At 72.7% G+C, this 23,659-nt stretch carries 18 protein-coding genes, 3 tRNA genes and 1 pseudogene; 11 read left to right on the plus strand and 11 right to left on the minus strand.

The features are described from left to right. Positions 1-92: 92 nt before the first annotated feature. The 4 genes from ACFWA7_RS34295 to ACFWA7_RS34310 all read right to left on the minus strand — a co-directional run bounded on the left by ACFWA7_RS34295 (position 93) and on the right by ACFWA7_RS34310 (position 1,986). Positions 93-842 (minus strand): class I SAM-dependent methyltransferase, encoded by a 750-nt coding sequence (locus ACFWA7_RS34295; protein WP_385550365.1) that lies wholly within the window; start codon positions 840-842, stop codon positions 93-95. 754 nt (positions 843-1,596) lie between these two features. Further along, positions 1,597-1,670, minus strand: a tRNA-Ile gene (locus tag ACFWA7_RS34300). A gap of 165 nt (positions 1,671-1,835) precedes the next feature. Beyond that, positions 1,836-1,908, minus strand: a tRNA-Asn gene (locus tag ACFWA7_RS34305). A gap of 5 nt (positions 1,909-1,913) precedes the next feature. Then, positions 1,914-1,986 (minus strand) — tRNA-Asn (locus tag ACFWA7_RS34310). Between the two features lie 194 nt (positions 1,987-2,180). Between ACFWA7_RS34310 and ACFWA7_RS34315 the strand changes: the two genes are divergently transcribed. From ACFWA7_RS34315 to ACFWA7_RS34330, 4 genes are all read left to right on the plus strand, one after another. Then, positions 2,181-2,495 (plus strand): YtxH domain-containing protein, encoded by a 315-nt coding sequence (locus ACFWA7_RS34315; protein ID WP_385542480.1) that lies wholly within the window; start codon positions 2,181-2,183, stop codon positions 2,493-2,495. Between the two features lie 74 nt (positions 2,496-2,569). Continuing rightward, positions 2,570-4,015 (plus strand): FGGY family carbohydrate kinase, encoded by a 1,446-nt coding sequence (locus ACFWA7_RS34320; RefSeq protein ID WP_385542478.1) that lies wholly within the window; start codon positions 2,570-2,572, stop codon positions 4,013-4,015. A gap of 243 nt (positions 4,016-4,258) precedes the next feature. Then, a complete protein-coding gene (locus ACFWA7_RS34325; protein WP_385542494.1) occupies positions 4,259-5,992 on the plus strand; it encodes an ABC transporter ATP-binding protein in 1,734 nt (577 codons plus the stop codon). Continuing rightward, complete coding sequence (locus ACFWA7_RS34330; RefSeq protein ID WP_385826980.1) at positions 5,989-7,920, plus strand: ABC transporter ATP-binding protein; 1,932 nt, start codon at positions 5,989-5,991, stop codon at positions 7,918-7,920. The genes ACFWA7_RS34325 and ACFWA7_RS34330 overlap by 4 nt, the downstream gene beginning before the upstream one ends. 33 nt (positions 7,921-7,953) lie before the next feature. Here the strand turns inward: ACFWA7_RS34330 and ACFWA7_RS34335 are convergent, their stop codons facing one another. The 5 genes from ACFWA7_RS34335 to ACFWA7_RS34355 all read right to left on the minus strand — a co-directional run bounded on the left by ACFWA7_RS34335 (position 7,954) and on the right by ACFWA7_RS34355 (position 15,341). Continuing rightward, on the minus strand, positions 7,954-9,186 hold the full coding sequence (locus ACFWA7_RS34335) for an RNA polymerase sigma factor (RefSeq protein ID WP_385542475.1): 1,233 nt from the start codon (positions 9,184-9,186) through the stop codon (positions 7,954-7,956). A gap of 187 nt (positions 9,187-9,373) precedes the next feature. Continuing rightward, complete coding sequence (gene dnaG, locus ACFWA7_RS34340; protein WP_385542473.1) at positions 9,374-11,266, minus strand: DNA primase; 1,893 nt, start codon at positions 11,264-11,266, stop codon at positions 9,374-9,376. Positions 11,267-11,379: 113 nt separating this feature from the next. Beyond that, the gene (locus ACFWA7_RS34345; RefSeq protein WP_385542471.1) at positions 11,380-12,675 is read right to left on the minus strand and encodes an NAD(P)/FAD-dependent oxidoreductase; all 1,296 of its coding nucleotides are present in this window, start codon (positions 12,673-12,675) and stop codon (positions 11,380-11,382) included. A 164-nt stretch (positions 12,676-12,839) separates the two neighbouring features. Then, positions 12,840-14,141 carry a deoxyguanosinetriphosphate triphosphohydrolase gene (locus ACFWA7_RS34350; RefSeq protein ID WP_385542469.1) on the minus strand — a complete coding sequence of 434 codons (1,302 nt, stop codon included), beginning with the start codon at positions 14,139-14,141 and terminating at the stop codon, positions 12,840-12,842. Between the two features lie 270 nt (positions 14,142-14,411). Continuing rightward, positions 14,412-15,341, minus strand: a complete 930-nt coding sequence (locus tag ACFWA7_RS34355; RefSeq protein ID WP_385826982.1) for a sirohydrochlorin chelatase — start codon at positions 15,339-15,341, stop codon at positions 14,412-14,414. 201 nt (positions 15,342-15,542) lie between these two features. Between ACFWA7_RS34355 and ACFWA7_RS34360 the strand changes: the two genes are divergently transcribed. Further along, the gene (locus ACFWA7_RS34360; RefSeq protein WP_385542465.1) at positions 15,543-16,232 is read left to right on the plus strand and encodes a vancomycin high temperature exclusion protein; all 690 of its coding nucleotides are present in this window, start codon (positions 15,543-15,545) and stop codon (positions 16,230-16,232) included. Here the strand turns inward: ACFWA7_RS34360 and ACFWA7_RS34365 are convergent. Further along, complete coding sequence (locus ACFWA7_RS34365; RefSeq protein WP_385542463.1) at positions 16,162-16,659, minus strand: gamma-glutamylcyclotransferase family protein; 498 nt, start codon at positions 16,657-16,659, stop codon at positions 16,162-16,164. The genes ACFWA7_RS34360 and ACFWA7_RS34365 overlap by 71 nt on opposite strands. Before the next feature lie 195 nt (positions 16,660-16,854). Between ACFWA7_RS34365 and ACFWA7_RS34370 the strand changes: the two genes are divergently transcribed. The 3 genes from ACFWA7_RS34370 to ACFWA7_RS34380 all read left to right on the plus strand — a co-directional run bounded on the left by ACFWA7_RS34370 (position 16,855) and on the right by ACFWA7_RS34380 (position 21,127). After that, positions 16,855-17,526 carry a hypothetical protein gene (locus ACFWA7_RS34370; protein WP_385542461.1) on the plus strand — a complete coding sequence of 224 codons (672 nt, stop codon included), beginning with the start codon at positions 16,855-16,857 and terminating at the stop codon, positions 17,524-17,526. Then, on the plus strand, positions 17,523-18,938 hold the full coding sequence (locus ACFWA7_RS34375) for a sensor histidine kinase (RefSeq protein WP_385826984.1): 1,416 nt from the start codon (positions 17,523-17,525) through the stop codon (positions 18,936-18,938). The genes ACFWA7_RS34370 and ACFWA7_RS34375 overlap by 4 nt, the downstream gene beginning before the upstream one ends. 545 nt (positions 18,939-19,483) lie before the next feature. Further along, the gene (locus ACFWA7_RS34380) at positions 19,484-21,127 is read left to right on the plus strand and encodes a M4 family metallopeptidase (RefSeq protein ID WP_385826986.1); all 1,644 of its coding nucleotides are present in this window, start codon (positions 19,484-19,486) and stop codon (positions 21,125-21,127) included. Positions 21,128-21,161: 34 nt separating this feature from the next. On the opposite strand, the gene ACFWA7_RS34385 is transcribed toward ACFWA7_RS34380, so the two are convergent. Next, on the minus strand, positions 21,162-21,788 hold the full coding sequence (locus ACFWA7_RS34385; protein WP_385826988.1) for an NADPH-dependent FMN reductase: 627 nt from the start codon (positions 21,786-21,788) through the stop codon (positions 21,162-21,164). 68 nt (positions 21,789-21,856) lie between these two features. Between ACFWA7_RS34385 and ACFWA7_RS34390 the strand changes: the two genes are divergently transcribed. The 3 genes and pseudogenes from ACFWA7_RS34390 to ACFWA7_RS34400 form a co-directional block, all read left to right on the plus strand. Next, positions 21,857-22,636 (plus strand): aminotransferase class IV, encoded by a 780-nt coding sequence (locus ACFWA7_RS34390; RefSeq protein WP_385826990.1) that lies wholly within the window; start codon positions 21,857-21,859, stop codon positions 22,634-22,636. Between the two features lie 172 nt (positions 22,637-22,808). Beyond that, a complete protein-coding gene (locus ACFWA7_RS34395; protein ID WP_385826992.1) occupies positions 22,809-23,375 on the plus strand; it encodes a hypothetical protein in 567 nt (188 codons plus the stop codon). A gap of 6 nt (positions 23,376-23,381) precedes the next feature. Further along, positions 23,382-23,659 (plus strand): annotated as a pseudogene (locus ACFWA7_RS34400) (hypothetical protein); the annotation flags it as partial.

Here is a 23,659-nt window from a genome sequence, read left to right on the forward strand (position 1 = left end):
GGGGTCCGGGGGCGGAGCCCCCGGGAAACCACCTTCACCCCCACCCGCCCCCGGAGGGTTAAGGGAACGGGCGGGGTGGGGGAAATCAACCGTCAGATCCGCTCCGCGTGCACATACGACATCGGATAGACGATGCGCCCCTTCGCGTCGACATCGAACGCGTTCGGGTCGAACGGCAGCGTCCCACCCGTCTCGGCCCGCTGCTTCTCGAAGTACTCACGCGTGTGGTTGGTCGTGCACAGGCTGTCCTCGATCGCGAGGATGCGCCACGTGCCCTCCAGGTTGACGCGGAAGTTGTCCTTGCTGACACGCAGCTGCTGCGGCGGCAGCCCGACCAGCTCGGACTCCGCGAAGGCGAACAGGTGCAGCCGGGCGCCCGGCGCGGTCACCCGGTGCAGCGCGGCCGCGTACTTGCGCCGCTGCTCGTCGGTGAGGACGTGGTAGAGCCCGTAGTCGAGGACCGTCTCGTAGCCGCCCTCGACGCCCTCGAAGGCGGTCGCGTCCGACACGGCGAACGTCACATCGGCCCCGCGCTCCCGCGCCCGCTCCTGCGCCTGCTCGATCGCGGAGGGCGAGAAGTCGAGGCCGGTGACGCGGTGGCCGCGGCTCGTCAGGTGCAGCGAGTTCTGTCCGGTGCCGCACCCCGCGTCCAGCACCTTCCCACGGAACGCGCCGGACGCCTCCAGGGCCACCACGACCGGCTGCGGCTCGGGGATGTTCCAGGGCGCGAAGTCGAACTTCATGCCCAGGCCCTCCGTCCGCACCTTCCCCGCGTACAGCGGATCGAAGTTGGCACTGCCCGCCGTGTAGACCTCGCCGCCCTGCGGTTCTTCCGTGCTCACCAGGTGCCTCCCCTTTGCGATTCGTGATGCGGTCAATCTCCCGGACCGAATCACCTCCGGACAAGCCCGGGCGGCTGATCAGACGTTCAATCGCGGGAACTCCGCGGTTGAACACAGGGCTTGACAATTCAACGAAAGAGGCGAAAGGAATGCGCCACGGCGCCGAGGGGGCCGCCCCCGGCGCGGCCCGTCGGCGCCCCCGGCCGCAGCCACGCCCCCGCGCCCCACCGGCCCAGCCACGCCCCCCAGGCCCCCACGCCCGCCCGCAGCCACGGCCCCGCCGCGCCCGCGGGCATCACCCCGGGCGGCCGCCGCCCCCGGCCGCCGCCCCCGGGGCAGGATCGGAATGCGGGGGAATTCAATTCACTCCCGGCCCATCTCTCCCGCACACGCACACGCACACGTGCACGTACACCTACACGCACACATACACGTGCACGAACCCGGAATCGAGAATTAACGGCGCCCAGGAGACAGCGCGGCGCACCACGGCGTATCGCAATTACGGGAAATGCGCCCCAAAAGCCCAGGACCCCGGACCCCGGACCCCCGAAGAAAGCCCCTGCCCCCGCGGCGCCGCGCCCCACACCGGCCGCGCCTCCCGCTCCCCCGGGCCCCGCCCGGCCCCCCCTCCGCCGTCACTCCGACCGGGTGGGTGCCACGATGCCCCCGGTGTGTCGTACGTGGAGTACGACGCCCCCGGGGGCATCCTGGTCGCGCCTGTCTGAAACGTTCCTGCAGGAACACCTCTCGGTGGGGCGGGTGGGACTCGAACCCACGGCCGACGGATTATGAGTCCGCTGCTCTAACCGGCTGAGCTACCGCCCCTAACGGCGCGTCGCGCACATTTGTGCGCGCCGTCTGCCGCAGCATAGCCGCTCATACGATCTCCTGCCTCGGATGGTCGGCAACGCACGACCACCAGGACCCCGTCGCGGCCCGCCCGGTTCCCCCGGGCATGAAAAAGGACCCTCAAGGGGTCCTTTTTCACTGCTCTCCCGACTGGACTCGAACCAGTAACCTGCCGGTTAACAGCCGGCTGCTCTGCCAATTGAGCTACAGGAGACCGAGCTCCCCCGACTGGACTCGAACCAGTAACCTGCCGGTTAACAGCCGGCTGCTCTGCCAATTGAGCTACAGGGGAATGTCTCGTTGCATCGAACGTACCTACCCCGGGTGTCCCCGGGCGGCGTGCGCTCGCTGCGACACATACATTAGCGCAAGCAGGGGGGTGCTCCGCCAATCGGTTCCGCCCCGGGTGATCACGGGGCTGCGCGGGTAGGCGCAGCACACGACGCCACAGCGACGTCAGACAGACGCCACAGAAGGGTGACCGCCATGCGCTACCGGCTCACGTTCGCCGTCGGACTCGTCGTCGGGTACGTGCTCGGGACCCGGGCCGGACGCGAGCGGTACGAGCAGTTGAAGAAGTCCGCCCGGCAGGTCGCCCAGAACCCGGCGGTCCGCAACACCGCGGAGTCGGCCGCGCAGAACGGCCGCGCGTACGCGGGCAAGGCGTTCCACGCGGTGAGCGAGAAGGTGTCCGAGAAGGTCGGGGACGGCGTGCCGGAGTCGGTCGCCAAGCGGGTGCGGGCGCTGCGCGAGCGCGGCCAGGGCTCCGCAGAGGACGACTGGGGCACCAGCAACACCTGACGGACGCCGCCCGCCGGTAAGACCTGACCGCCGCGGGGCCCCGGTGGCCCCCGGCGTGATGCAGAATCGTGCGCATGGGGATAGTCGCCGGGCTGGACAGCTCTTCCGCCTTCACACGCATCGTCGTCTGCGACACCGACACCGGTGCCGTGCTGCGGCAGGGGTACGCCCCGCATCCCGTCGACCCGAAGGCCACCGAGGTCGATCCGCAGGCCTGGCTGCTCTCGCTCGGCGAGGCCGCGGCGGGCGGGCTGCTCGAAGGTGTGCAGGCCATCGGCGTGGCCGCCCAGCAGCACGCGCTGATCGCACTCGACGGGCAGGGCGCTCTCGTACGGGCGGCGCTGACCGGCAACGACAAGCGCGCCCAGGCCGGTGCGGCGGATCTGACCGACGCGCTCGGCGGGCGCGAGGCGTGGGCCAAGGCCGTCGGCTCTGTGCCGCAGGCCGCCCAGGCCGTGGCGAAGCTGCGCTGGCTGGCCCGTACCGAACCGGAGTCCGCCCAGCGCACCGCCGCGATCGTGCAGGCGCACGACTGGCTGGTGTGGCAGCTGCTCGGCCGTCCGGCCCGCCGCACCACAGACCGGGGCGCCGCCTCCGGCACCGGCTACTGGTCGGCCGCGACCGGCTTCTACCGCCCCGACCTCGTCGAGCTCGCGCTCGGCCACCACGTCGCGCTCCCCGAGGTGCTCGGCCCCTCCGACGCGGCCGGGACCACCCCCGAGGGGCTGCTGATCTCGGCCGGCACCGGCGAGACCATGGCCGCCGCGTTCGGGCTCGGTGTCGGGCCGGGCGACGCGGTCGTCTCGCTCGGGGCGTCGGGTTCCGTCATGGCCGTGCACCACGAGGCGCTGGCCGACCCGGCCGGGATGATTACGTCGTTCGCCGACGCCACCGGCCGCCATCTGCCGGTCGTGCATACGAGCAACGCGGTACGGACGCTGCGCGGCACGGCGGAGATGCTCGGCACCGAGAGTCTGGAGGAGCTCTCCGCCCTTGCCCTGAAGTCCACTCCGGGCGCCTGCGGGCTCGTTCTGCTGCCGTATCTGGAGGGCGAGCGCACGCCCAGGCTGCCGCACGCGGCCGGCACGCTGGCGGGGCTGCGGCGCGAGTCGATGAAGCCCGAGCACCTGGCGCGGGCCGCCTTCGAGGGCATGCTCTGCTCGCTGGCGGACGCCCTCGACGTGCTGCGGCTGCGCGGGGTCGAGGTGCGGCGGGTCTTCCTGCTCGGGGCGGCGGCCGAACTGCCCGCCGTGCAGGCGGCGGCGCCCGCGATCCTGGGCACGCAGGTGGTCGTGCCGCAGCCCGCCGAGTACGCGGCGCTCGGCGCGGCCCGGCAGGCGGCCTGGGCGCTCGGCGTCTCGCAGGGCACCCTCGCCGCGCACACCCCGCCGGCCTGGCAGGGCGCGGCCGCGCAGGTCTTCGAGCCGGGCGAGGAGCTGCCCGTGGGGCAGGCGGTGCGCCAGCAGTACATCGCGACGCGCGACGAGATCCACCCGGGCGCGTTCGACACGGGAGCCTGAGTTCGACACGGGGACCTGAGGCGGCGCTTCCGGACGGGGACCTGAGGCGGCGCTTCCGGTCAGCGGAGGCGGAGAATCAGCCGTACGGGGTGATATCCGGCGTGTTGTCTTGACTACGCCGGAGGTCCGCCCTTGACTCATCCTTTTGACTCGCCCTTGGCTTAATTGCTTGAGGTTCCAGGGGTGGAGTGTCGCAAGATGGGGGTCGAACCCCTCGATCTTGCCGACCCGGAGAGCCTCCACGTGCTCATACGACTCCTGCGGACCCATCTGGTTCCGTACAAGAAACCCATCGCGCTCCTGGTGCTGCTGCAGCTGCTCCAGACCTGCGCGACCCTCTATCTGCCGACCCTGAACGCCGACATCATCGACAACGGTGTCGTCAGCGGGGACACCGGCTACATCCTGGAGTTCGGCGGCATCATGATCGCCGTCAGCCTGGTCCAGGTGGTCTGCAACGTCGGCGCCGTCTACTTCGGCGCACGCACCGCGTCCGCCGTGGGCCGGGACATGCGGGCGGCCGTCTTCGGGCGCGTCCAGTCGTTCTCCGCGCGCGAGGTGGGCCACTTCGGGGCGCCGACCCTGATCACCCGGACCACCAACGACGTGCAGCAGGTCCAGATGCTGACGCTGATGTCGTTCACGCTGATGGTGTCCGCGCCCATCATGTGCTTCGGCGGCATCATCATGGCCCTCGGCCAGGACGTGCCGCTGTCGGCGGTGCTGCTCGCCGTGGTGCCGGTGCTGGGCATCTGCGTCTCGCTGATCGTGCGCAGGATGCGGCCGCTGTTCCGCACCATGCAGACCCGCCTGGACACGGTGAACCGCGTGCTGCGCGAGCAGATCACCGGCAACCGTGTGATCAGGGCGTTCGTGAAGGACGACTACGAGAAGAACCGCTTCAAGGGCGCCAACACCGAGCTGACGGACGTCTCCCTGGGCACCGGCCGGCTGATGGCGCTGATGTTCCCCACGGTCATGACGGTGGTCAACGTCTCCTCCGTGGCCGTGGTGTGGTTCGGCGCCCACCGGATCGACAGCGGCTCCCTGCAGATCGGCCAGCTCACCGCGTTCCTCACGTATCTGATGCAGATCGTGATGGCCGTGATGATGGCCACGTTCATGTTCATGATGGTGCCGCGCGCCGAGGTCTGCGCCGAGCGCATCGAGGAGGTCCTCTCCACCGACACCAGTGTGGTCCCGCCGCTCTCGCCGGTGCGCGAGCTGCGCCGCAGCGGCCATCTGGAGGTCCGCGGCGCCGACTTCACCTACCCGGGCGCCGAGGAGTCCGTCCTGAACGGGGTGGACCTGGTGGCCCGCCCCGGCGAGACCACCGCGATCATCGGGTCGACGGGCAGCGGCAAGTCGACGCTGCTCGGGCTCGTACCGCGGCTGTTCGACGTGACGGACGGCACGGTCCTGGTCGACGGCGAGGACGTGCGCGGCATCGATCCCGTACTGCTCGCCAAGACCGTGTCGATGGTGCCGCAGAAGCCGTATCTGTTCTCCGGGACGGTCGCGACCAATCTGCGCTACGGCAATCCCGACGCCACCGACGACGACCTGTGGCACGCCCTGGAGGTCGCCCAGGCCAAGGAGTTCGTCTCCAAGCTGGAGGGCGGGCTCAACGCGCCGATCGCGCAGGGCGGCACCAACGTCTCCGGCGGCCAGCGCCAGCGGCTCGCGATCGCGCGGACCCTGGTGCAGCGCCCGGAGATCTACCTCTTCGACGACTCGTTCTCGGCGCTCGACTACGCGACGGACGCGGCCCTGCGGGCGGCGCTGCTGCACGAGACGCGGGAGGCGACCGTCGTGATCGTGGCCCAGCGGGTCTCCACGATCCGCGACGCCGACCGGATCGTCGTCCTGGACGAGGGCCGGGTCGTCGGCACCGGCCGCCACCACGAACTGATGGCCCAGAACGAGACGTACCGGGAGATCGTGCTCTCCCAGCTGACGGAGGCCGAGGCGGCATGAGCGGAAACATGGCCCGGATGATGGGCCAGGGCGACGGCAAACGCTCGATGGACTTCAAGGGCTCCTCGAAGCGGCTGCTGCGGCAACTCGCCCCGGAGAAGGGCACGCTCTATGTGATGGTCGTCGCCGCGGTGCTCAGCGTGGCGCTGTCGGTGGTCGGGCCGAAGATCCTCGGCAAGGCGACCGACCTGGTCTTCGCGGGCGTCGTCGGCCGGCAGATGCCGGACGGGACGACCAAGGAGCAGGCCCTCGACCGGCTGCGCGAGAAGGGCGACGGCGGGCTCGCCGACATGCTCTCCGGGGTGGACTTCACCCCCGGCCACGGCATCGACTTCGGCTCGGTCGGCAGCGTGCTGCTCTTCGCGCTCGCGGTGTACGTGGGCGCGGGGCTGATGATGCTGGTGGCGACCCGGCTCTCCAACCGGGCGATCAACCGCACGGTGTTCCGGATGCGCGAGCAGGTGCAGGCGAAGCTGTCGCGGCTGCCGCTGTCGTACTTCGACCGCGCCAAGCGCGGCGAGGTGCTCAGCCGCGCGACCAACGACATCGACAACATCTCGCAGACGATGCAGCAGACGATGGGCCAGCTCATCAACTCGTTGCTGACCATCGTCGGCGTGCTCGCGATGATGTTCTGGATCTCGCCGCTGCTCGCCCTGGTGGCGCTGGCGACCGTACCGCTGTCGGTGGTCGTCGCGACGAAGATCGGCAAGCGGTCGCAGCCGCAGTTCGTGCAGCAGTGGAAGACCACGGGCCGGCTCAACGCGCACGTGGAGGAGATGTACACCGGGCACACCCTGGTGAAGGTCTTCGGGCGCCAGGAGGAGTCGGCGCGGCAGTTCGACGAGCAGAACGAGGCGCTGTACGAGGCCGGGTTCAAGGCGCAGTTCAACAGCGGTGTGATGCAGCCGCTGATGATGTTCATCTCGAACCTGAACTATGTGATGGTCGCGGTCGTCGGCGGGCTTCGGGTCGCCTCCGGCGCGCTGTCGATCGGCGATGTGCAGGCGTTCATCCAGTACTCGCGGCAGTTCTCGATGCCGCTCACGCAGGTCGCCTCGATGGCGAACCTGGTGCAGTCGGGGGTCGCCTCCGCCGAGCGGATCTTCGAACTGCTCGACGCGGACGAGCAGGCGCCGGAGCCGGACGCGAAGTCGGCCGAGCGGCCGGTGGAGCGGCGCGGCGCGGTGACGCTGGAGAAGGTGGCGTTCCGCTACGACCCGCAGAAGCCGCTCATCGACGACCTGTCGCTGAAGGTCGAGCCGGGCCAGACGGTCGCGATCGTCGGCCCGACCGGCGCGGGCAAGACCACGCTGGTCAACCTGCTGATGCGGTTCTACGACGTGACGGACGGGCGGATCACCCTGGACGGGGTGGACGCGGCCCGGATGTCGCGCGAGGAGCTGCGCTCGGGCATCGGCATGGTGCTCCAGGACACCTGGCTGTTCGGCGGCACCATCGCGGACAACATCGCGTACGGGGCGTCGCGGCCGGTCACCCGGGAGGAGATCGAGGAGGCGGCGCGGGCCGCCCACGCGGACCGGTTCGTACGGACGCTGCCGGACGGCTACGACACGGTGATCGACGACGAGGGTACGGGGGTGAGCGCGGGCGAGAAGCAGTTGATCACCATAGCCCGGGCGTTCCTGTCCGACCCGGTGATCCTGGTGCTGGACGAGGCGACGAGTTCGGTGGACACCCGGACCGAGGTGCTGATCCAGAAGGCGATGGCGCGGCTCGCCCATGGGCGGACCTCGTTCGTCATCGCGCACCGGCTGTCCACGATTCGCGACGCCGACGTCATCCTCGTGATGGAGAACGGGTCCATCGTCGAACAGGGCACGCACGACGAGCTGCTGGCGGCCGACGGGGCGTACGCGCGGCTGTACGCGGCGCAGTTCGCGCAGGCGGTGGCAGAGGTCGACTGACAGTGGGGCGGGGCCGTCGACGGCCCCGCCTGCTCAGTCCAGGTAACCGCGCAGCTGGTCCGCGAACGCGTGGTCGCGGAGCTTGTTGAGCGTCTTCGACTCGATCTGGCGGATCCGCTCGCGCGTGACGCCGAAGATGCGGCCGATCTCCTCCAGCGTGCGCGGGCGCCCGTCCGCGAGCCCGTAGCGCAGCTGGACCACCTTGCGCTCGCGCTCGCCCAGCGTGGACAGCACCGCCTCCAGGTGTTCGCGCAGCAGGAGGAAGGCCGCGGACTCCACGGGGGAGGCCGCGTCGCCGTCCTCGATCAGGTCGCCGAGCGCGACGTCGTCCTCCTCGCCCACCGGCGCGTGCAGCGACACCGGCTCCTGGGCGAGCCGCAGCACCTCGCTCACGCGCTCGGGCGCCAGGTCGAGTTGTGCGGCCACTTCCTCCGGCGTCGGCTCGTAGCCGCGCTCCTGGAGCATCCGGCGCTGGACCCGGACGACCCGGTTGATCAGCTCCACCACATGGACGGGGACGCGGATCGTACGGGCCTGGTCGGCCAGCGCGCGGGACATGGCCTGGCGGATCCACCACGTCGCGTACGTGGAGAACTTGTAGCCGCGCGCGTAGTCGAACTTCTCGACCGCGCGGATCAGTCCGAGGTTTCCCTCCTGGACCAGGTCGAGCATGGTGAGCCCGCGCCCGACGTAGCGTTTGGCGACGGAGACGACCAGGCGCAGGTTCGCCTCGATCAGGCGGCGCTTGGCCATCCGGCCCATGACCACCAACTTGTCGAGGTCCACGGCGAGTTGGGAGTCGGGATCCGGGGTGTTGCCGAGCTTCTCCTCGGCGAACAGGCCGGCTTCCACCCGGCGGGCGAGCTCGACCTCCTCGACGGCGGTGAGCAGCGGGATACGGCCGATCTCACGCAGGTACTGCCGGAAGAGGTCGGATGACGGGCCGCCGGTGTCCGCCCGTCCGGGCACCCTTTCGGGCGGCTCCGGTACGTCCACCACGTCGTCGACGAGCTCGACGGCGGCCGCTTCGGCTTCGGGGTGGAGCACGGCCCGGGTCTGCGGGGGCACGGTGGCCATGACGTCGTCGTCGGTCAGGGTCTGGGTCTGCACGGGGGCGACCTCCAGGGTGATCGCTGCCGGATCGGGGGCGTGCGGCAGCGGGACGGGGGCGGCCGGGCCGCTGTCCGTCCCGTACACGATGAGCGGATCCGCGGGGGTGAGGTACCCACCTTCGGTGGGCCGGCCGCGCTCCGAGGACTCAGGCACCGCACCCCAGTGTGGGGTAAGACACATCTCCGCCACGAGGGGCGTGCGGTGACTTTTTGAAGCCGGTCCGTGACCGGTCGGTTACCCGGGCGGCAGTGGCTCGCGCCGCGCTGTTACGGGTGCGGGTACCCCGGGGCGGGCCGGGCAAGCGGTCCCGGGGCGCCCGGGACGGGCCCCCGCGACGGCCTCAGAGGGCTTCGGAGCCCCGGTTGCGCAGCCCCTGCCCGTACTGCTGGAGGACCCACAACTCGTTCTGTACGGCGGCCAGTCGCTCCGGGTCGCCGTTCTGCCCGAGGCGCGCCAGGGTGCCCTGGATGTCGAGGAGGCGGCGGTCGACGGCCCGGCGGCGGACGGCGACCAGCTGCTCGCCCGCGTACGCCTCGTCGACCACGCGCGCGTGGATGGCCTCCACGGCGAGCTCGGTGACGAGCGCGCGGACCGTGTCGTTGGGGGCCGAGTCCATGACCGCCGGGAGGTAGTCGGAGGGGGCGTCCGTGGCGCCGCCCGCGTCCATGACGCACTGGCGCACCGCCGCGTACGGAGGAGCTGTGAACTCGTCCACGCCGTACGCGTCGAAGGCCGGGGAGACCAGGTGCGGGTACTGGAGGGCGAGCTTGAGGAGCTCGCGCTCGGTGCGGTGGGCGGGGCTGCGCAGGTTCAGGGCGGGGCCGGAGGGGGCGGCGGACGGGGCCTGCGCCTCCCCGTACGCGCGGCGGCGCTCCGGGGCCGGGCCCTTGCCGCCCCGGTCGCGGGCCCAACGGGCCAGCTGGCCCACGCGCTTGACCACGAACTGGGTGTCCAGGATGCCGAGGATGCCGGCCAGCTGGACGGCCACCTCGTGCTGGGAGGCGCTGTTCTTGATGCGGGCGACGATCGGGGCGGCCTCGTCGAGGGCGGCCGCGCGGCCCGCCGGGGTCTCCAGGTCGTACCGCTGCACGATCTGGCGGATCGCGAACTCGAAGAGCGGGGTGCGCGGCTGGACCAGGTCCGCGACCGCCTCGTTGCCCTTGGCCAGCCGCAGGTCGCAGGGGTCCATGCCGTCGGGGGCGATGGCGATGTAGGTCTCGGCGGCGAACTTCTGGTCGTCCTCGAAGGCGCGCAGGGCGGCCTTCTGGCCCGCCGCGTCACCGTCGAAGGTGAAGATCACGCGGGCCGAGCCGTTGTCCATCAGGAGCCGGCGCAGGATCTTGATGTGGTCGCCGCCGAAGGCCGTGCCACAGGTGGCGATGGCGGTGGTGACCCCGGCGAGGTGACAGGCCATCACATCGGTGTAGCCCTCGACGACCACCGCGCGGCTGGACTTGGCGATGTCCTTCTTGGCCAGGTCGATCCCGTACAGGACCTGCGACTTCTTGTAGATCGCGGTCTCGGGGGTGTTGAGGTACTTGGGGCCGTTGTCGTCGTCGCGGAGCTTGCGGGCGCCGAAGCCGACCACTTCGCCCGAGACGTCGCGGATCGGCCACATCAGCCGGCCGCGGAAGCGGTCGATGGGGCCGCGGCGGCCCTCCTGGGAGAGCCCGGAGAGGGTGAGCTCCTTGTCGCTGAAGCCCTTGCCGCGCAGGAAGCGGGTGAGGTGGTCCCAGCCCGCCGGGCTGTAGCCGACGTCGAAGTGGGCGGCGGCGGCCTGGTCGAAGCCGCGCTCGGCGAGGAACTTGCGGCCGATCTCGGCCTCGGGGCTGGTGCCGAGCTGCTCGATGTAGAACTGCGCGGCGATGTTGTGCGCCTCGACCAGGCGGATGCGCTCACCGCGCTGGTGGGAGGGGTTGTAGCCGCCCTCCTCGTAGCGCAGGGTGATGCCCGCGGTGGCGGCCAGGCGCTCGACGGCCTCGGAGAACGACAGGTGGTCGATCTTCCGGACGAAGGCGATCGTGTCGCCGCCTTCCTGGCAGCCGAAGCAGTGGAAGAGACCCTTGCTCGGGCTGACCTGGAAGGACGGGGACTTCTCGTCGTGGAACGGGCAGAGGCCCTTGAGGTTGCCGCCGCCCGCGTTGCGCAGCTGGAGGTACTCGGACACGACGGCGTCGATCGGGACCGCGTCCCGGACCGCCTTCACGTCGTCATCGTTGATCCTGCCTGCCACGGGTGAAGTCTACGGTGCGGGGCGGACACTCCCGGGGCGCGATGGACGGACCCCCCGGCCGGGGGGTCCGGGGGTCGCCCCTCCGGGAATCACGGCCGGGGCCGCGGTGACGGTCAGGACTGGTCGGGCAGGAGGTCCTCCAGGGGCACGGACGGGTCCGCGAGCCGGTCGGGGTCCACCTGGAGGCCCTTCGTTCCTGCCCTGATCAGGCCCTGGATCGCCTCTGTGACGTCCCACACATTCACGTTCATCCCCGCGAGGACCCGCCGCTCCTTCAGCCAGAAGGCGATGAACTCGCGCTTGCCCGCGTCGCCCCTGAGCAGCACCTGGTCGTACGAGCCGGGGGGCGCCCAGCCCGAGTACTCCAGGCCCAGGTCGTACTGGTCGGAGAAGAAGTACGGCACGCGGTCGTAGCTGACCTCCTGGCCCAGCATCGCGCGCGCGGCGGCCGGCCCGCCGTTGAGGGCGTTGGCCCAGTGCTCCACGCGCAGCCGGGTGTCGAGCAGCGGAGTGCCCCAGAGGGGAAAGGGAGTGGCGGCCACGTCACCGGCGGCGAAGATGTCCGGGTCGGAGGTGCGCAGCGAGGCGTCCACGGCGATCCCGCCGCCGTGGGCCCGGTCGACGAGGGCGAGCCCCGCGTTCTCGGCGAGCGCGGTGCGCGGGGCGGCGCCGATCGCGGCGAGCACGTCGTGCGCCGGGTGCTCCTCGCCGTCGTCGGTGCGGGCGGCGAGGACCATGCCGTCCTGGCCGGCGATCTCGGTGAGCCTGGCGCCGAAGTGGAAGCGGACGCCGTGCTCGGCGTGCAGATCGGTGAAGATCTGGCCGAGCTCGGGGCCGATGACCTGGTGCAACGGGGTCTGCTCGGGCTCGACGACGGTGACCTCCGCCCCGTATCCGCGCGCCGCGGCGGCGACCTCCAGGCCGATCCAGCCGGCCCCGGCGATCACCAGGTGGCCGTTGTCGCGGCCGAGCGCCTTGAGCATGTTGCGCAGCCGCTCGGAGTGGGCGAGGCGGCGCAGGTGGTGGACGCCGGCCAGGTCGGTGCCGGGGATGTCGAGGCGGCGGGGCTCGGAGCCGGTGGCGAGCAGCAGCTTGTCGTAGCCGATGAGGGTGCCGTCACCGAGCCGGACGGTCCTGGCCTCGCGGTCGATGGCGGTGACGGTCTGGCCGAGGTGGAGCTCCACGTCGTTCTGCGCGTACCAGGCGGGCTCGTGGACGAAGACGCTGTCGCGTTCCTCCTTGCCGGAGAGGAACCCCTTGGACAGGGGAGGCCGTTCGTACGGGTGCTCCCGCTCGTCGCCGATGAGGATCACCCGGCCGTTGAACCCCTCGGCGCGCAGGGTCTCGGCGGCCTTGGCCCCGGCCAGTCCTCCACCGACAATGACAAATGTCCGGTCTGCGTCGACCACTTGATGCCTCCTCGTTGCTCAACCGCCATCTGCGAGCGTCCCGCACGGAGCGTGATGGGGGAAGAGGGCTTGCTCCGTTGGGGGCGCCGAGTGGCCGGGCTTCATCGATGCGTCATACGTGTGTCATACGTGCGTCGTACATGGGCGAAAGCGCCTTCCGCACCTCATCCGCGCCGGGCGGTGAGTCTGGCGTGCAGGGAAAGGGCCGCCGCGTCGGTCAGGGACGCGATCTGGTCGACGATGACCCGTTTGCGGGCGCGGTCGTCGGGGGCGGCCGCGAAGAGCGCGCGGAACTGCGGGTCGAGCCCCTCCGCCGGGGCGCGCGCGGTGAGCGCTTCGGCCAGTTCGGCCAGAATGATGCGCTGGTCGGCGCGGAGCCGCTCCTGCTCGTCGCGCTGCATCACATAGCGGTCGGCCACCGCCTTGAGCACCGCGCACTCGTTGCGCGTCGCGCGCGGCACGACCAGCTCCGCCCCGTACCTGGTGAGCCGCCCGGAGCCGTGGTGCTCTCGGGTCGCGCTCTCGGCCGCCAGGCAGAACCGGCCGATGAGCTGGCTGGTGGCGTCCTTGAGGCGGGCCTGGGCGACCGCCGAGCCGTCGTACCCGTGCGGCCACCACTCCTCGTCGATCAGCCGGTCGAGCGCGTCCGCGAGCTCCTGCGGGGCGGTGTCCGCCGGCACGTACCGCCCGATCGCCACGCGCCAGATGTCCTGCCGCTCGGGCTCGGAGAAGAGCAGGTTGGGGTCGATGTGGCCGGCGTGCAGCCCGTCCTCGAAGTCGTGGACCGAGTACGCCACGTCGTCCGCCCAGTCCATGACCTGGGCCTCGAAGCACTTGCGGTGGGGCTCGGAGCCCTGGCGCACCCAGTCGTAGACCGGCAGGTCGTCCTCGTAGACCCCGAACTTCCCGGACTGCGGGTCGGTGGGGTGGCCGCCGCGCGCCCAGGGGTACTTGGTGGCCGCGTCCAGGGCGGCCCTGGTGAGGTTGAGGCCGACGCTGACGGGCTCGTCGGCGCCCTCGCCGCGTACGAAGCGCTTGGGCTCCAGACGGGTCAGCAGGCGCAGTGACTGCGCGTTGCCCTCGAAGCCGCCGCAGTCCTTGGCGAAGTCGTTGAGTGCCTGCTCGCCGTTGTGCCCGAAGGGCGGGTGGCCCATGTCGTGCGCGAGGCAGGCCGCCTCGACGAGGTCGGGGTCGCAGCCGAGGGCGAGGCCGAGCTCACGGCCGACCTGGGCGCACTCCAGGGAGTGGGTGAGCCGGGTGCGCGGGCTCGCGTCCCACAGCTGGCCGGTCACGCCCGGCGTCACGACCTGCGTCTTGCCCGCCAGGCGGCGCAGCGCTCCGGAGTGCAGCACGCGCGCGCGGTCGCGCTGGAAGGCGGTGCGGCCGGGCCGTTTGTCTGGCTCGGCGGCCCACCGCTCGACGTCGGACGGGTCGTACCCGGGGTGGTGTGCTGCGATGCCTTCCATGCACCGACAGTAAACGGAACCACTGACAACCGGGGGAGGGCGGACGCCAGGGCCTGTCCGGCGGATCTGGTCGGCTTCGGCCCCGGGCGCCTTTTCGGTTCCGGTGAGCGGGGGTCTGGCGCGTCCAGCTGCAAGGCGGAGGAGGGCGTCGACGCGATGGGGGTCCCCCTGTTCGAGCGAAGCCGAGAGCTCGGGGGAGTCGGCAACTGACGACAACGCCGCAGATGGGCGTGCCAGACCCCCGCGCGCCGACCATCCGCCGGACAGGCCCTAGGCCGTGGCGAGTTCGCGGTGCGGGGCGGAGAACGGGGCTGCGGCGAGTGCCTGGTCGTAGCGGGTCAGGACGAGGCGTGCGACGGCCGGGTGCGCGCCGAGCGGGGCCGCGGCGACACCGCGCGCGTGGGCGGCGCTCTGTGTGGCGAACCGGCCGGGCGCGGTGAAGTACGACGCGATCGCGACCCGGTGGCGGCCGCGCGCGGCGAGCGTCCGCAGCGCCTCGGGGACGGTGGGGGCGGCGGCCGAGGCGTAGGCGGGTACCACCGGCACCCCGCCGAGGCGCTCGCTCAGCATCGCGGCGGTGCGGCGGGTGTCGGCGGCCGACTCGGGGTCGCGTGACCCGGCCCCGGCGAGCACGACTCCCCCGGCGCCACGCGCGCGTGGGTCGTCGTCCCAACCGGCCTCGACGAGCCGCTCGTACAGCGCCTCGACCAGCAGCGGGTGCGGGCCGAGCGGCCGTGCGACGCGGGTGCGCAGCCGGGGGGCGTCGGCGACGGCGGCCGGGATGTCCTGCTTGACGTGGTAGCCGCGGCTCAGCAGCAGCGGTACGAGGACGGCGCGGCCGGCGCCGAGCTCCGCGAGCGTGGCGGGCAGCGCGGGCTCGTCGATCTCGATGTGGCCGAGCCGTACGTCGAGGCCGGGGCGCAGTTCGCGGACCAGGTCGAGCAGGGCGGTGACGGTGCGCAGGGCCCGGGGGTCGCGGCTGCCGTGCGCGACGGCGACCAGGGCGGGCCGGGGAGGCCGGGCGAGGGCCGGCCGGGCGGTCGTGGGCATCGGCTTGCGGCTCCCGTTCAGTCGGACGTGGCTGAGCTGGCTGCCCAGTTGGGCGGCGATGCGGGTGACGAGTTCAGCCGTGCTGTCGAGCGGCAGCGACTGGCGGGCGGACAAGAACTGCGACTGAGTCTCCGGTTCCATCTCCGTCATGGACCGATCCTGCCGGGCCCACATTGCCATGTCGTTGCGCCGTGGTGACGAGTGTTTTCCGCCGCCTCACGGGGGCGGGGCGGCCGGTGGGATCGGGGGCTCCCCCAGGACACCGGGCAGAACCGCCCGCCCCTCCCCTGCGTCCGATCACTCGAACACCCGTCGAACCGCTCGAACACCGTCGAACCCAGGGGGAACCTCATGCGCCTGCCGCGCACTCGCGTACGGATCGGGCTGCCGCGCACCCGCACGGGGCGGCGCCGGGCCGTGCAGGCCGTCGCGGCGCTGTGCACCCTCGCGCTGGCGCCCGCCGCCTGGATGTTCACGGCCGCCGACGGCAAGGTCGGGACCGTGGCGCAGGCGCCCGCGTCCGGGGTCGCGGTGGTGTTCGGGGCCGGGCTGTGGGACGGCGAGCCGTCGCCGTACCTGGCGCACCGCCTCGACGCGGCGGTCGAGCTGTACCGGGCCGGGAAGGTCAGGGCGGTCCTGGTGACCGGGGACAACGGGCGGGCCGAGTACGACGAGCCGGACGCGATGCGCGCGTACCTGGTCAGGCACGGGGTCCCGGACCAGCGGGTGGTCAGCGACTTCGCCGGGTTCGACACCTGGGACTCCTGTGTAAGGGCCAGGAAGATCTTCGGTGTGGAGCGCGCGGTGCTGGTCAGCCAGGGTTTCCACATCCGGCGGGCCGTCGCGCTGTGCGAGGCCGCCGGGGTCGACTCGTACGGGGTCGCGGTCGACGCCGTGCATGACACCACCTGGTACTACGGCTCCACCCGCGAGGTGTTCGCGGCGGGCAAGGCCGCCCTGGACGCCGCTTTCAAGCCCGATCCGCGTTTCCTCGGGCCGAAGGAGAGCGGGGTGGCGCGGGCGCTGGCCGACGGGCGGTGAGCCAGTCGCCGCCGGGCAGCGGTGTGCCGTGCGCCCGCAGCTCCCGGGCCAGTGGGGCCGCCGCCAGATAGACCCAGGCACGGCCGGTGGCCCCGCCCGGCAGCTCGACGGTCCGCGCCACCCGGTCGTACAGGTTCCGGGGATCGTCCGGCCCGTAGCACTCCTCCAACTGGTCGAGCACCCGCAGGACTTGGCCGTACACCTCGGGGAGCGGCGCGATGAGCGCGCCGGTGACGACGCCGTCCCCCTGGGTCGCGTACGGATAGCCGGGCCCCTCGTACAGCACCGCCCCCGGCAGCCGCGCGGGCGCCTCGGAGGCGGTGCGGCCGGTCAGCAGGCGCAGGTAGTAGCGCTCGCCGGGGCGCAGGGTGCCGTAGACGAAGAACGGGAGGCCGCCGCCTGGGGGCGGCCCGTCGGCCGGTGTCACAGACGCTCTCCCTCGGGGACCAGGGGGCCTCCGGCGTGGCCGAAAGTCCCTGTTCGGACGGCTGGGGCCGTGCGTACGCACAGCTGTTACACGGTGTCCCGGGTTCCGTGATGATCCGGTTCTACCGTTGATTGTCGCGGCCGGCGGATCCGGCCGGTCCCCCGCCCCCGCCCTCTGCCACCAGGCCGTCCCGCCATGATCCAGTGCCTCCGCGCCACCGCGGCCGTCGCCGTGCTCGCCGTCTGCGTCCTCACGGCGAGCGGCTGCGGCGCGCCCACCGGGCTCGGCGACGGCGGCGCCGCGCCACCCGTGGCCGCGCAGCCGACGCCGCAGCCGCTGTGGCCCAACTGGTCCGACGGCGCCCGCAGGCGGCCCGGCGCCGGCGACCCGGCCGGGAAGCAGCCGCCGCCGACGCCGCTGGCCAAGGGGCCCGAGGTGCCGGAGGCGGGGCTGGTGGCGGTCGACCCGTACGCGGTGCTGCGGGCCGATCCCCGTACCAAGGCGCTCGCCCGGCGCGAGAGGATCCACCGCCCCGGGCAGCCCGGTATCCGCCCGCCCGTCCTGCGCGATCTGACCGGCGACGGTTCGCCGGAGCTGATCGTCTCCGCCGATCTGGAGAGCGGCCGCACGGTGCTGGCGGTCTACACGGCCCGCGCCGAAAAGGTGGTCCCGGTCCTCTACACCGCGGGCAAGCGGCTCGCGGTCGAGACCGTCGGCACCGACCTGGTGGTCCGCAGCGCCGCGGACGACGGCGCCGAACAGGCCGTCCGCTACCGGTGGGACGGGGCGCGGCTGGCCTCGGTGAGCGACGTCAAGACGTACAAGCGGGACCAGAGCGGGACCCCGGCGCCCAAGGGCGGGCCGTGAGGGCCGCCCTGCGCGCGCGGCGCCGCCGGGCTGGTTCCGCGCGCCCCGGCCGCCGGCTCCGGGCCGCCCGGCGGGCCTTCCGCGCACGCCGGACCCTCGCGCGCCGCACGCCCGCGCGGCTCGCCCGGTCGGTGGGGGCGGGCTCGCGCGCCCTCGTACGGCGCGTCCGCGTCTTCTCGCAGGGGCTCAGCCTGCGCTGGAAGATCGCCGCTGCGCTCGCGGGCGGGTGCGCGCTCGTCGCGGTCACCATCGGGCTCCTGATCCACCAGGCGCGGGCCGCGCAGATGGTGACGACGGCCCGCGAGTCGGCGACGGCGCAGCTGGTACGGGTGCGCCAGCTGTACGAGCTGACCGGCCAGGTCGACCAGAGCGGCACCGACGCGGCGGTGGACGACGGGCGGCTGCCGTCCGCGCTGCGCGAGTCGGCGCTGGCGGGCCGCCGCAGCACCTTCGTCGATCTGAACGGGTCCGACCCGGCCGTGTGGGCGGCGCGGCCGATCGGCGGGCAGGTGCTGTCCGTACGGCTGCCGCTGGCCGCCGAGCGGGCCGATCTGCGGGAGTTCGACCGGGAGCTGGTCGCCTGGGGCGCGCTCGTGGTGGCGCTCGCGGCGCTCGGCGGGGCCGGGCTCGCCAGCCGCCTCAGCCGGGAGCTGCGTAGGGCCGCGGCCACCGCGCGCCGGATCTCCCGGGGTGAACTCGACGCCAGGATCGGCCAGTCGGGCCCGCACACCGCCCGCAACGAGGTGGCCGAGCTGGCCCGCGCGGTCGACACGATGGCCGCGTCCCTCCAGCGGCGTCTGGAGGCGGAGCAGCGGTTCACGGCGGATGTGGCGCACGAGCTGCGTACGCCGCTGACCGGGCTGCACACCGCCGCCGAGCTGCTGCCGCCGAGCCGCCCCACCGAGCTGGTGCGCGACCGGGTCGCCGCGCTGCGCACGCTCACCGAGGACCTCCTCGAAGTCGCCCGCCTCGACGCGCGCGTGGAGCGGCCCGCGCTTGAGATACGGCCGCTGGGGGCGCTGGTCGAGGGAATCCTGCGGCGCTGCGGGTTCACGGCGGAGCTCGCGAAAGCCGACGCTCGCGAGGACACGCTGGTACGGACGGACCCGCGCCGCCTGGAGCGGATCGTCGCCAACCTGGTGGCCAACGCCCGCCGCCACGGGGCGGAGCCGGTCGAGGTCACGGTCAGCGGGACGGCCGTGACGGTCCGGGACCACGGCCCGGGCTTCCCCGCGCACGTGCTGCGCGACGGGCCTCAGCGGTTCGTCACGGGCTCGCGGGAGCGGGGGCAGGGGTCGGGTCTGGGGCTGACGATTGCCCTCGGGCAGGCGGGGGTGATCGGGGCGGAGGTGACGCTGGGGAACGCGGGGTCGGGCGGGGCGGTGGCGACGGTGACGCTGCCGCAGGGGTAGTTCTTGGCCCGGGGTTCGTCTGCGGGCGGTGGGGGCTTGTCGCGCAGTTCCCCGCGCCCCCAAAGCTGCCCGGGACCGTGTGCACGGCCCGCGCCGGAGCCGCGCCCCGAACCCCGCCCTCGACTGCGGACCGTGCGTGGCTGCTCGCGCAGTTCCCCGCGCCCCCAAAGCTGCCCGGGACCGTGTGCACGGCCCGCGCCGGAACTGCGCCCCGAACCCCGCCTTCGACTGCGGACCGTGCGTGGCTGGGCGCGCAGTTCCCCGCGCCCCCAAGACCGGCCGGGGCCGTGTGCGCGGCCGCCACCGGAGCTGCGCCCCGAACCCCGCCTCCGTCTGCGGACCGTGCCGGGGGGTTCAGGCCCGCGTTCCGCCTGGGCTCCGTCCCCCAGGGGCGCGGGGAACCGCGCGTCCAGCCACCATCGGCCCGCAGACGAACCCCGGGCACCCCGAAGGGCCCCGCGCTATGGACACCACCTGTCATGCACCCCTAAAACTGATGGGGCATCAGCTCTACCCGAGCCGACCCCCCATGACCGAGGAGCCCGATGAGACCGACCCGGAACGCATCGCGCCTCACCACCGCCGGGATAGCCGTCGCGGCCGGTGCCATGCTCGCCGCCGCGCTCGCCCCCGTCTCCGCCGTGGCCGAACCCCGGCCGCAGGTCCCCTCCCGTGACGCCGCCGTCCGCGACGCCGACAGCGCCGTCGGCGCGCACGCGGACGCGCTCGCCGTGACCGCCGCCCAGGGCACGTCCGTACGGGACGTGATCGTGGACGCCGACGGCAGCCGGCATGTGCGCTACGACCGCACGTACCGCGGACTGCCCGTGCTCGGCGGCGACTTCGTCGTCCACCTCTCCCCCACCGGGGCCTATCGCGGCGCCGACCGGGCCGTGGCGAACGACCTCGCCGTGCCGACCATCGCCCCCGCGCTCTCCGCGCCCCGCGCCGCCGGCCTCGCCTCCGCGGAGCTGCGCGCGGCCCACCAGGGCCTGAAGGGCCTGACCGCCAAGCCCGAGCTCGTCGTCGACGCGCTGCACGGCACGCCCAAGCTGGCCTGGCGCACCCAGACCGCCGCCCGCGACTCGCTGGGCAACCCGGTCGCGCGCGTGGTCCTCACCGACGCCCGCACCGGCGCCCGCATCGACGCCTGGGACTCCATCGAGACCGCGGCCGGCGACGGCACGTCGCTGTACAGCGGGACCGTGCCCCTGGAGACCACGCTGTCCGGGTCCTCGCACCAGCTCAAGGACCCCACCCGCGGCAACACCTACACCGGTGACGCCCAGAACAAGACGGACCTGTGCTTCTTCGGCATCTGCTTCGTCCGGGCGCCCGCCGTGCTGTTCACGGACGCCGACAACCACTGGGGCACCGGCGCCGGCACCGACCGCTCGACGGCCGCCGTGGACGCCCAGTACGGCACCAACACGACCTGGGACTACTACAAGAACGTCCACGGCCGCAACGGCATCGCCGGTGACGGGAAGGGCTCGTACAACCGCGTCCACTACGGCAGCAACTACAACAACGCCTTCTGGGACGACAGCTGCTTCTGCATGACGTACGGCGACGGCGACGGCACCACGTTCGGGCCGCTCGTCGCCCTCGACGTGGCCGGGCACGAGATGTCGCACGGCGTCACCTCCAAGACCGCCGCCCTCACCTACTCCGGTGAGTCCGGCGGCCTCAACGAGGCCACCAGCGACATCATGGGCACCATGGTCGAGTGGTACGCGGCCAACGCCGGCGACCAGGGCGACTACCTCATCGGCGAGAAGATCGTGAAGCCGGGCTTCGGCAAGCCCGCCCTGCGCTTCATGGACAAGCCCTCGACCGACACCAAGTCGGCGGACTGCTGGTACTCGGGCGTCGGCAACCTCGACGTCCACTACTCCTCCGGGGTGGCCAACCACTTCGCCTATCTGCTCTCCGAGGGCAGTGGCGCCAAGGTGATCAACGGCGTCTCGTACAACAGCCCCACCTGCAACGGCTCCACGGTCTCCGGCATCGGCCACGACAAGGTCGGCAAGATCTGGTACCGGGCCCTGAGCGTCTACATGACGTCCTCCACCAACTACGCGGCCGCCCGCACGGCGACCCTGAACGCGGCGAAGGACCTGTACGGCAGCGGCAGCGCGGAGCAGAACGCGGTCGCCGCCGCCTGGTCGGCGGTCGCCGTCGGCTGACCCGGCACCCCGCTCCCCCGTCCGTACGCCGGGCTCAAGCGGCGTACGGACGGGACTCCTTGGCGTCCCGCAGCGTCCGCCCCCACCAGCCGAGCTGGTCGAGGAGCCGCTTGACGGCCGCCTCCGGCTCGGTGGGCTCGCGCGGCTCGCCATCCGGCTCGAAGAGACCGCGGGCGTGGTGGAAGCTGACCGTGTCCCGGACCGTGACCGCGTGCAGCTCGGCGAAGACCTGGCGCAGGTGCTCGACGGCCCGCAGACCGCCCGACATCCCGCCGTAGGACACGAAGCCGACCGGCTTGGCCTGCCACTGGACGTAGTGCCAGTCGATGAGGTTCTTGATCGAGGCGGGGAAGGAGTGGTTGTACTCGGGGGTGAGGACGAGGAAGGCGTCGGCCCGCGCCAGCTTGGGCGTCACGGTGTCGAGGACCGCCTTGACGGGCGGCGCCGGATCGTACGAGAGCGAGGTCGGCAGGGCGGTCTCGGCCAGGTCGATCAGCTCGGCCTCGAAGTCGTCGCGCTCGCGCAGCCGGGCGAGCAGCCACTTCCCGACGACCGGGCCGAAGCGGCCCTCGCGGTTCGAGCCGATGATCACGGCGAGGCGGAGCCGGGCGGTGGAAGCGGCGGCGGCGGGCTCCGTGCCGGGAGCGGTGGTGAGGTCCATGCCGAGGAGCTTCACACCTCGACCAAGCTTCAGGTCAACCCCACGCGTACCCCTATTACGGTGGCCCCATGACGACTCCCTATGTCGAGATCAACGGCCGCCCCGCCGACGCCGAGAATCTGCGCATCCCCGCTCTGACCGGCGCATACGGCCACTTCACCGCGATGCAGGTACGCGGCGGCCGGGTGCGCGGTCTCGCGCTGCACCTGGCGCGGCTCGACGCGGCGACCCGCGAACTGTTCGGCCCCGGCCTCGACGGCGAGCGGGTCCGCGCGCTGGTCCGGCAGGCCCTGAAGGCGGCCGGCGCGGAGGACGCGGCGACGCGCGTCTATGTGTACGGGCCGGACGAGGACCCGGCCGTGATGGTGACCGTACGGCCGCCGCTGGACATGTCGCCGGAGCCGCAGCGCCTGCTCTCCGTGCCGTACGAGCGGCCGGTCGCCCACGTCAAGCACCTCGGCGGCTTCGGGCAGGCCTACTTCGGCCGGGTCGCCGCCCGCGGGGGCTGCGACGAGGCGCTCCTGACCGGTCCCGGCGGGGAGATCGCCGAGGGGGCGATCACCAACATCGCGTTCTGGGACGGGCGTTCGGTGGTGTGGCCGGACCGCGCGGCGCTGCTCGGCACGACCATGGCGCTGGTCGAGTCACGGCTGCCGCAGTACGGCACGGCCACGGTCCGGCGCCCGGTCGCGCTGGGCGATCTCGGCGCGTACCGGGCGGCCTTCGTCACCAACTCGCAGGGCATCGCACCGGTGGCCCGGATCGACGACACCGCGTTCGCCGTGGACGCGGAACTGATGAAGACGGTCTGGCGGCTGTACACGGAGGTGCCCTGGGACACGATCTGAGGCGGGGCAGCCTCAGAAGTACCGCCTCGCAGGTGGCACAGGGCGGCGCCCGCGCGAACGGGTGACGGACGCCCGCCGCCGTCACCCTTTCGCCCCCCGCCGGGGGGCGGGCGTCCGCGCGGGCCAGTTACCTCGGAGGGAGAAGCAAGGCACCCCGCTCCCCGGAGGACCCATGCGTACTGCCCGCCTGCTGACCGGTTCCGCGCTCGCGGCCGCCCTGCTGGGCCTCGGCGGCGCACCCGCGTACGCCAACGACTTCGGCGGCGCGGGCCTGGAGGTCTGGCCGTCGTCGGCCGCGCCGGGCACCACCGTCACCGTGAACACGACCGCGTGCGGCCACGACGGCCATGCCACCGGGGACGCGCGGGCGCTGGGCGACGGCGAGTTCCCGCTCGCCGTCTCCACCCGCGAAGAAGTGCTCGCCGGACAGTTCACCGTGCCGCACACCGCCAGGCCCGGGACCTTCGAGATCACGGTGACCTGCGACAACGGCAAATCCGCCCGGGGCGATGTGACGATCTCGGGCGGCGGCGAGCACACCGGCCGGGACCAGGGCGAGCACAACGACACGGGCGAGCACAACGAGCCCAAGGGCCATGTGAAGACCGGGATCGGCGGCAGCGCGACCACCTCCAACCGGGCCGAGATCGTGGCCGGTGCGGCCGTCCTGTCCGTCACCGCCGTCACCGGCGGTCTGCTGCTGCGCCGCCGGGCGCGCGGCCCGCAGGACCGGGGCTGACGGCTCTTGTCGTCGCGATCGGCCCAGTCGCTGCGGGACGCCCAGGCCGCCCGGCGCCGCAACGGCTGGCTGGTCTGCATCGCCGTGTGCGTCGGGGTGTGGCTGCTGCGGCAGGGCATGGAGATGGCCGAGCCGCCGCAGCCGTCACGGGCGGAGTCGTTCACGGGCGCGGCGAGCAGCGCCCCCGCCCCGGCGGGCGGGACCGGCTCGCCCCACGCCGGAGCGGGCCGGCCGCCCTCCGAGCCCGAACGCAGACCCAACCCCGCGATCCGGGTGGGCGCGCC

The organism is Streptomyces sp. NPDC059994 (genome assembly GCF_042737755.1).
Taxonomy (GTDB): Bacteria; Actinomycetota; Actinomycetes; order Streptomycetales; family Streptomycetaceae; genus Streptomyces.

Coding starts and splice junctions, on each gene's coding strand:
- ACFWA7_RS34385 (WP_385826988.1), bottom strand. CDS start 21,788: ATGGACCTCACCACCGCTCCCGGCACGGAGCCCGCCGCCGCCGCTTCC.
- ACFWA7_RS34315 (WP_385542480.1), top strand. CDS start 2,181: ATGCGCTACCGGCTCACGTTCGCCGTCGGACTCGTCGTCGGGTACGTG.
- ACFWA7_RS34320 (WP_385542478.1), top strand. CDS start 2,570: ATGGGGATAGTCGCCGGGCTGGACAGCTCTTCCGCCTTCACACGCATC.
- ACFWA7_RS34330 (WP_385826980.1), top strand. CDS start 5,989: ATGAGCGGAAACATGGCCCGGATGATGGGCCAGGGCGACGGCAAACGC.
- ACFWA7_RS34370 (WP_385542461.1), top strand. CDS start 16,855: ATGATCCAGTGCCTCCGCGCCACCGCGGCCGTCGCCGTGCTCGCCGTC.
- ACFWA7_RS34355 (WP_385826982.1), bottom strand. CDS start 15,341: ATGACGGAGATGGAACCGGAGACTCAGTCGCAGTTCTTGTCCGCCCGC.
- ACFWA7_RS34350 (WP_385542469.1), bottom strand. CDS start 14,141: ATGGAAGGCATCGCAGCACACCACCCCGGGTACGACCCGTCCGACGTC.
- ACFWA7_RS34395 (WP_385826992.1), top strand. CDS start 22,809: ATGCGTACTGCCCGCCTGCTGACCGGTTCCGCGCTCGCGGCCGCCCTG.
- ACFWA7_RS34390 (WP_385826990.1), top strand. CDS start 21,857: ATGACGACTCCCTATGTCGAGATCAACGGCCGCCCCGCCGACGCCGAG.
- ACFWA7_RS34360 (WP_385542465.1), top strand. CDS start 15,543: ATGCGCCTGCCGCGCACTCGCGTACGGATCGGGCTGCCGCGCACCCGC.
- ACFWA7_RS34380 (WP_385826986.1), top strand. CDS start 19,484: ATGAGACCGACCCGGAACGCATCGCGCCTCACCACCGCCGGGATAGCC.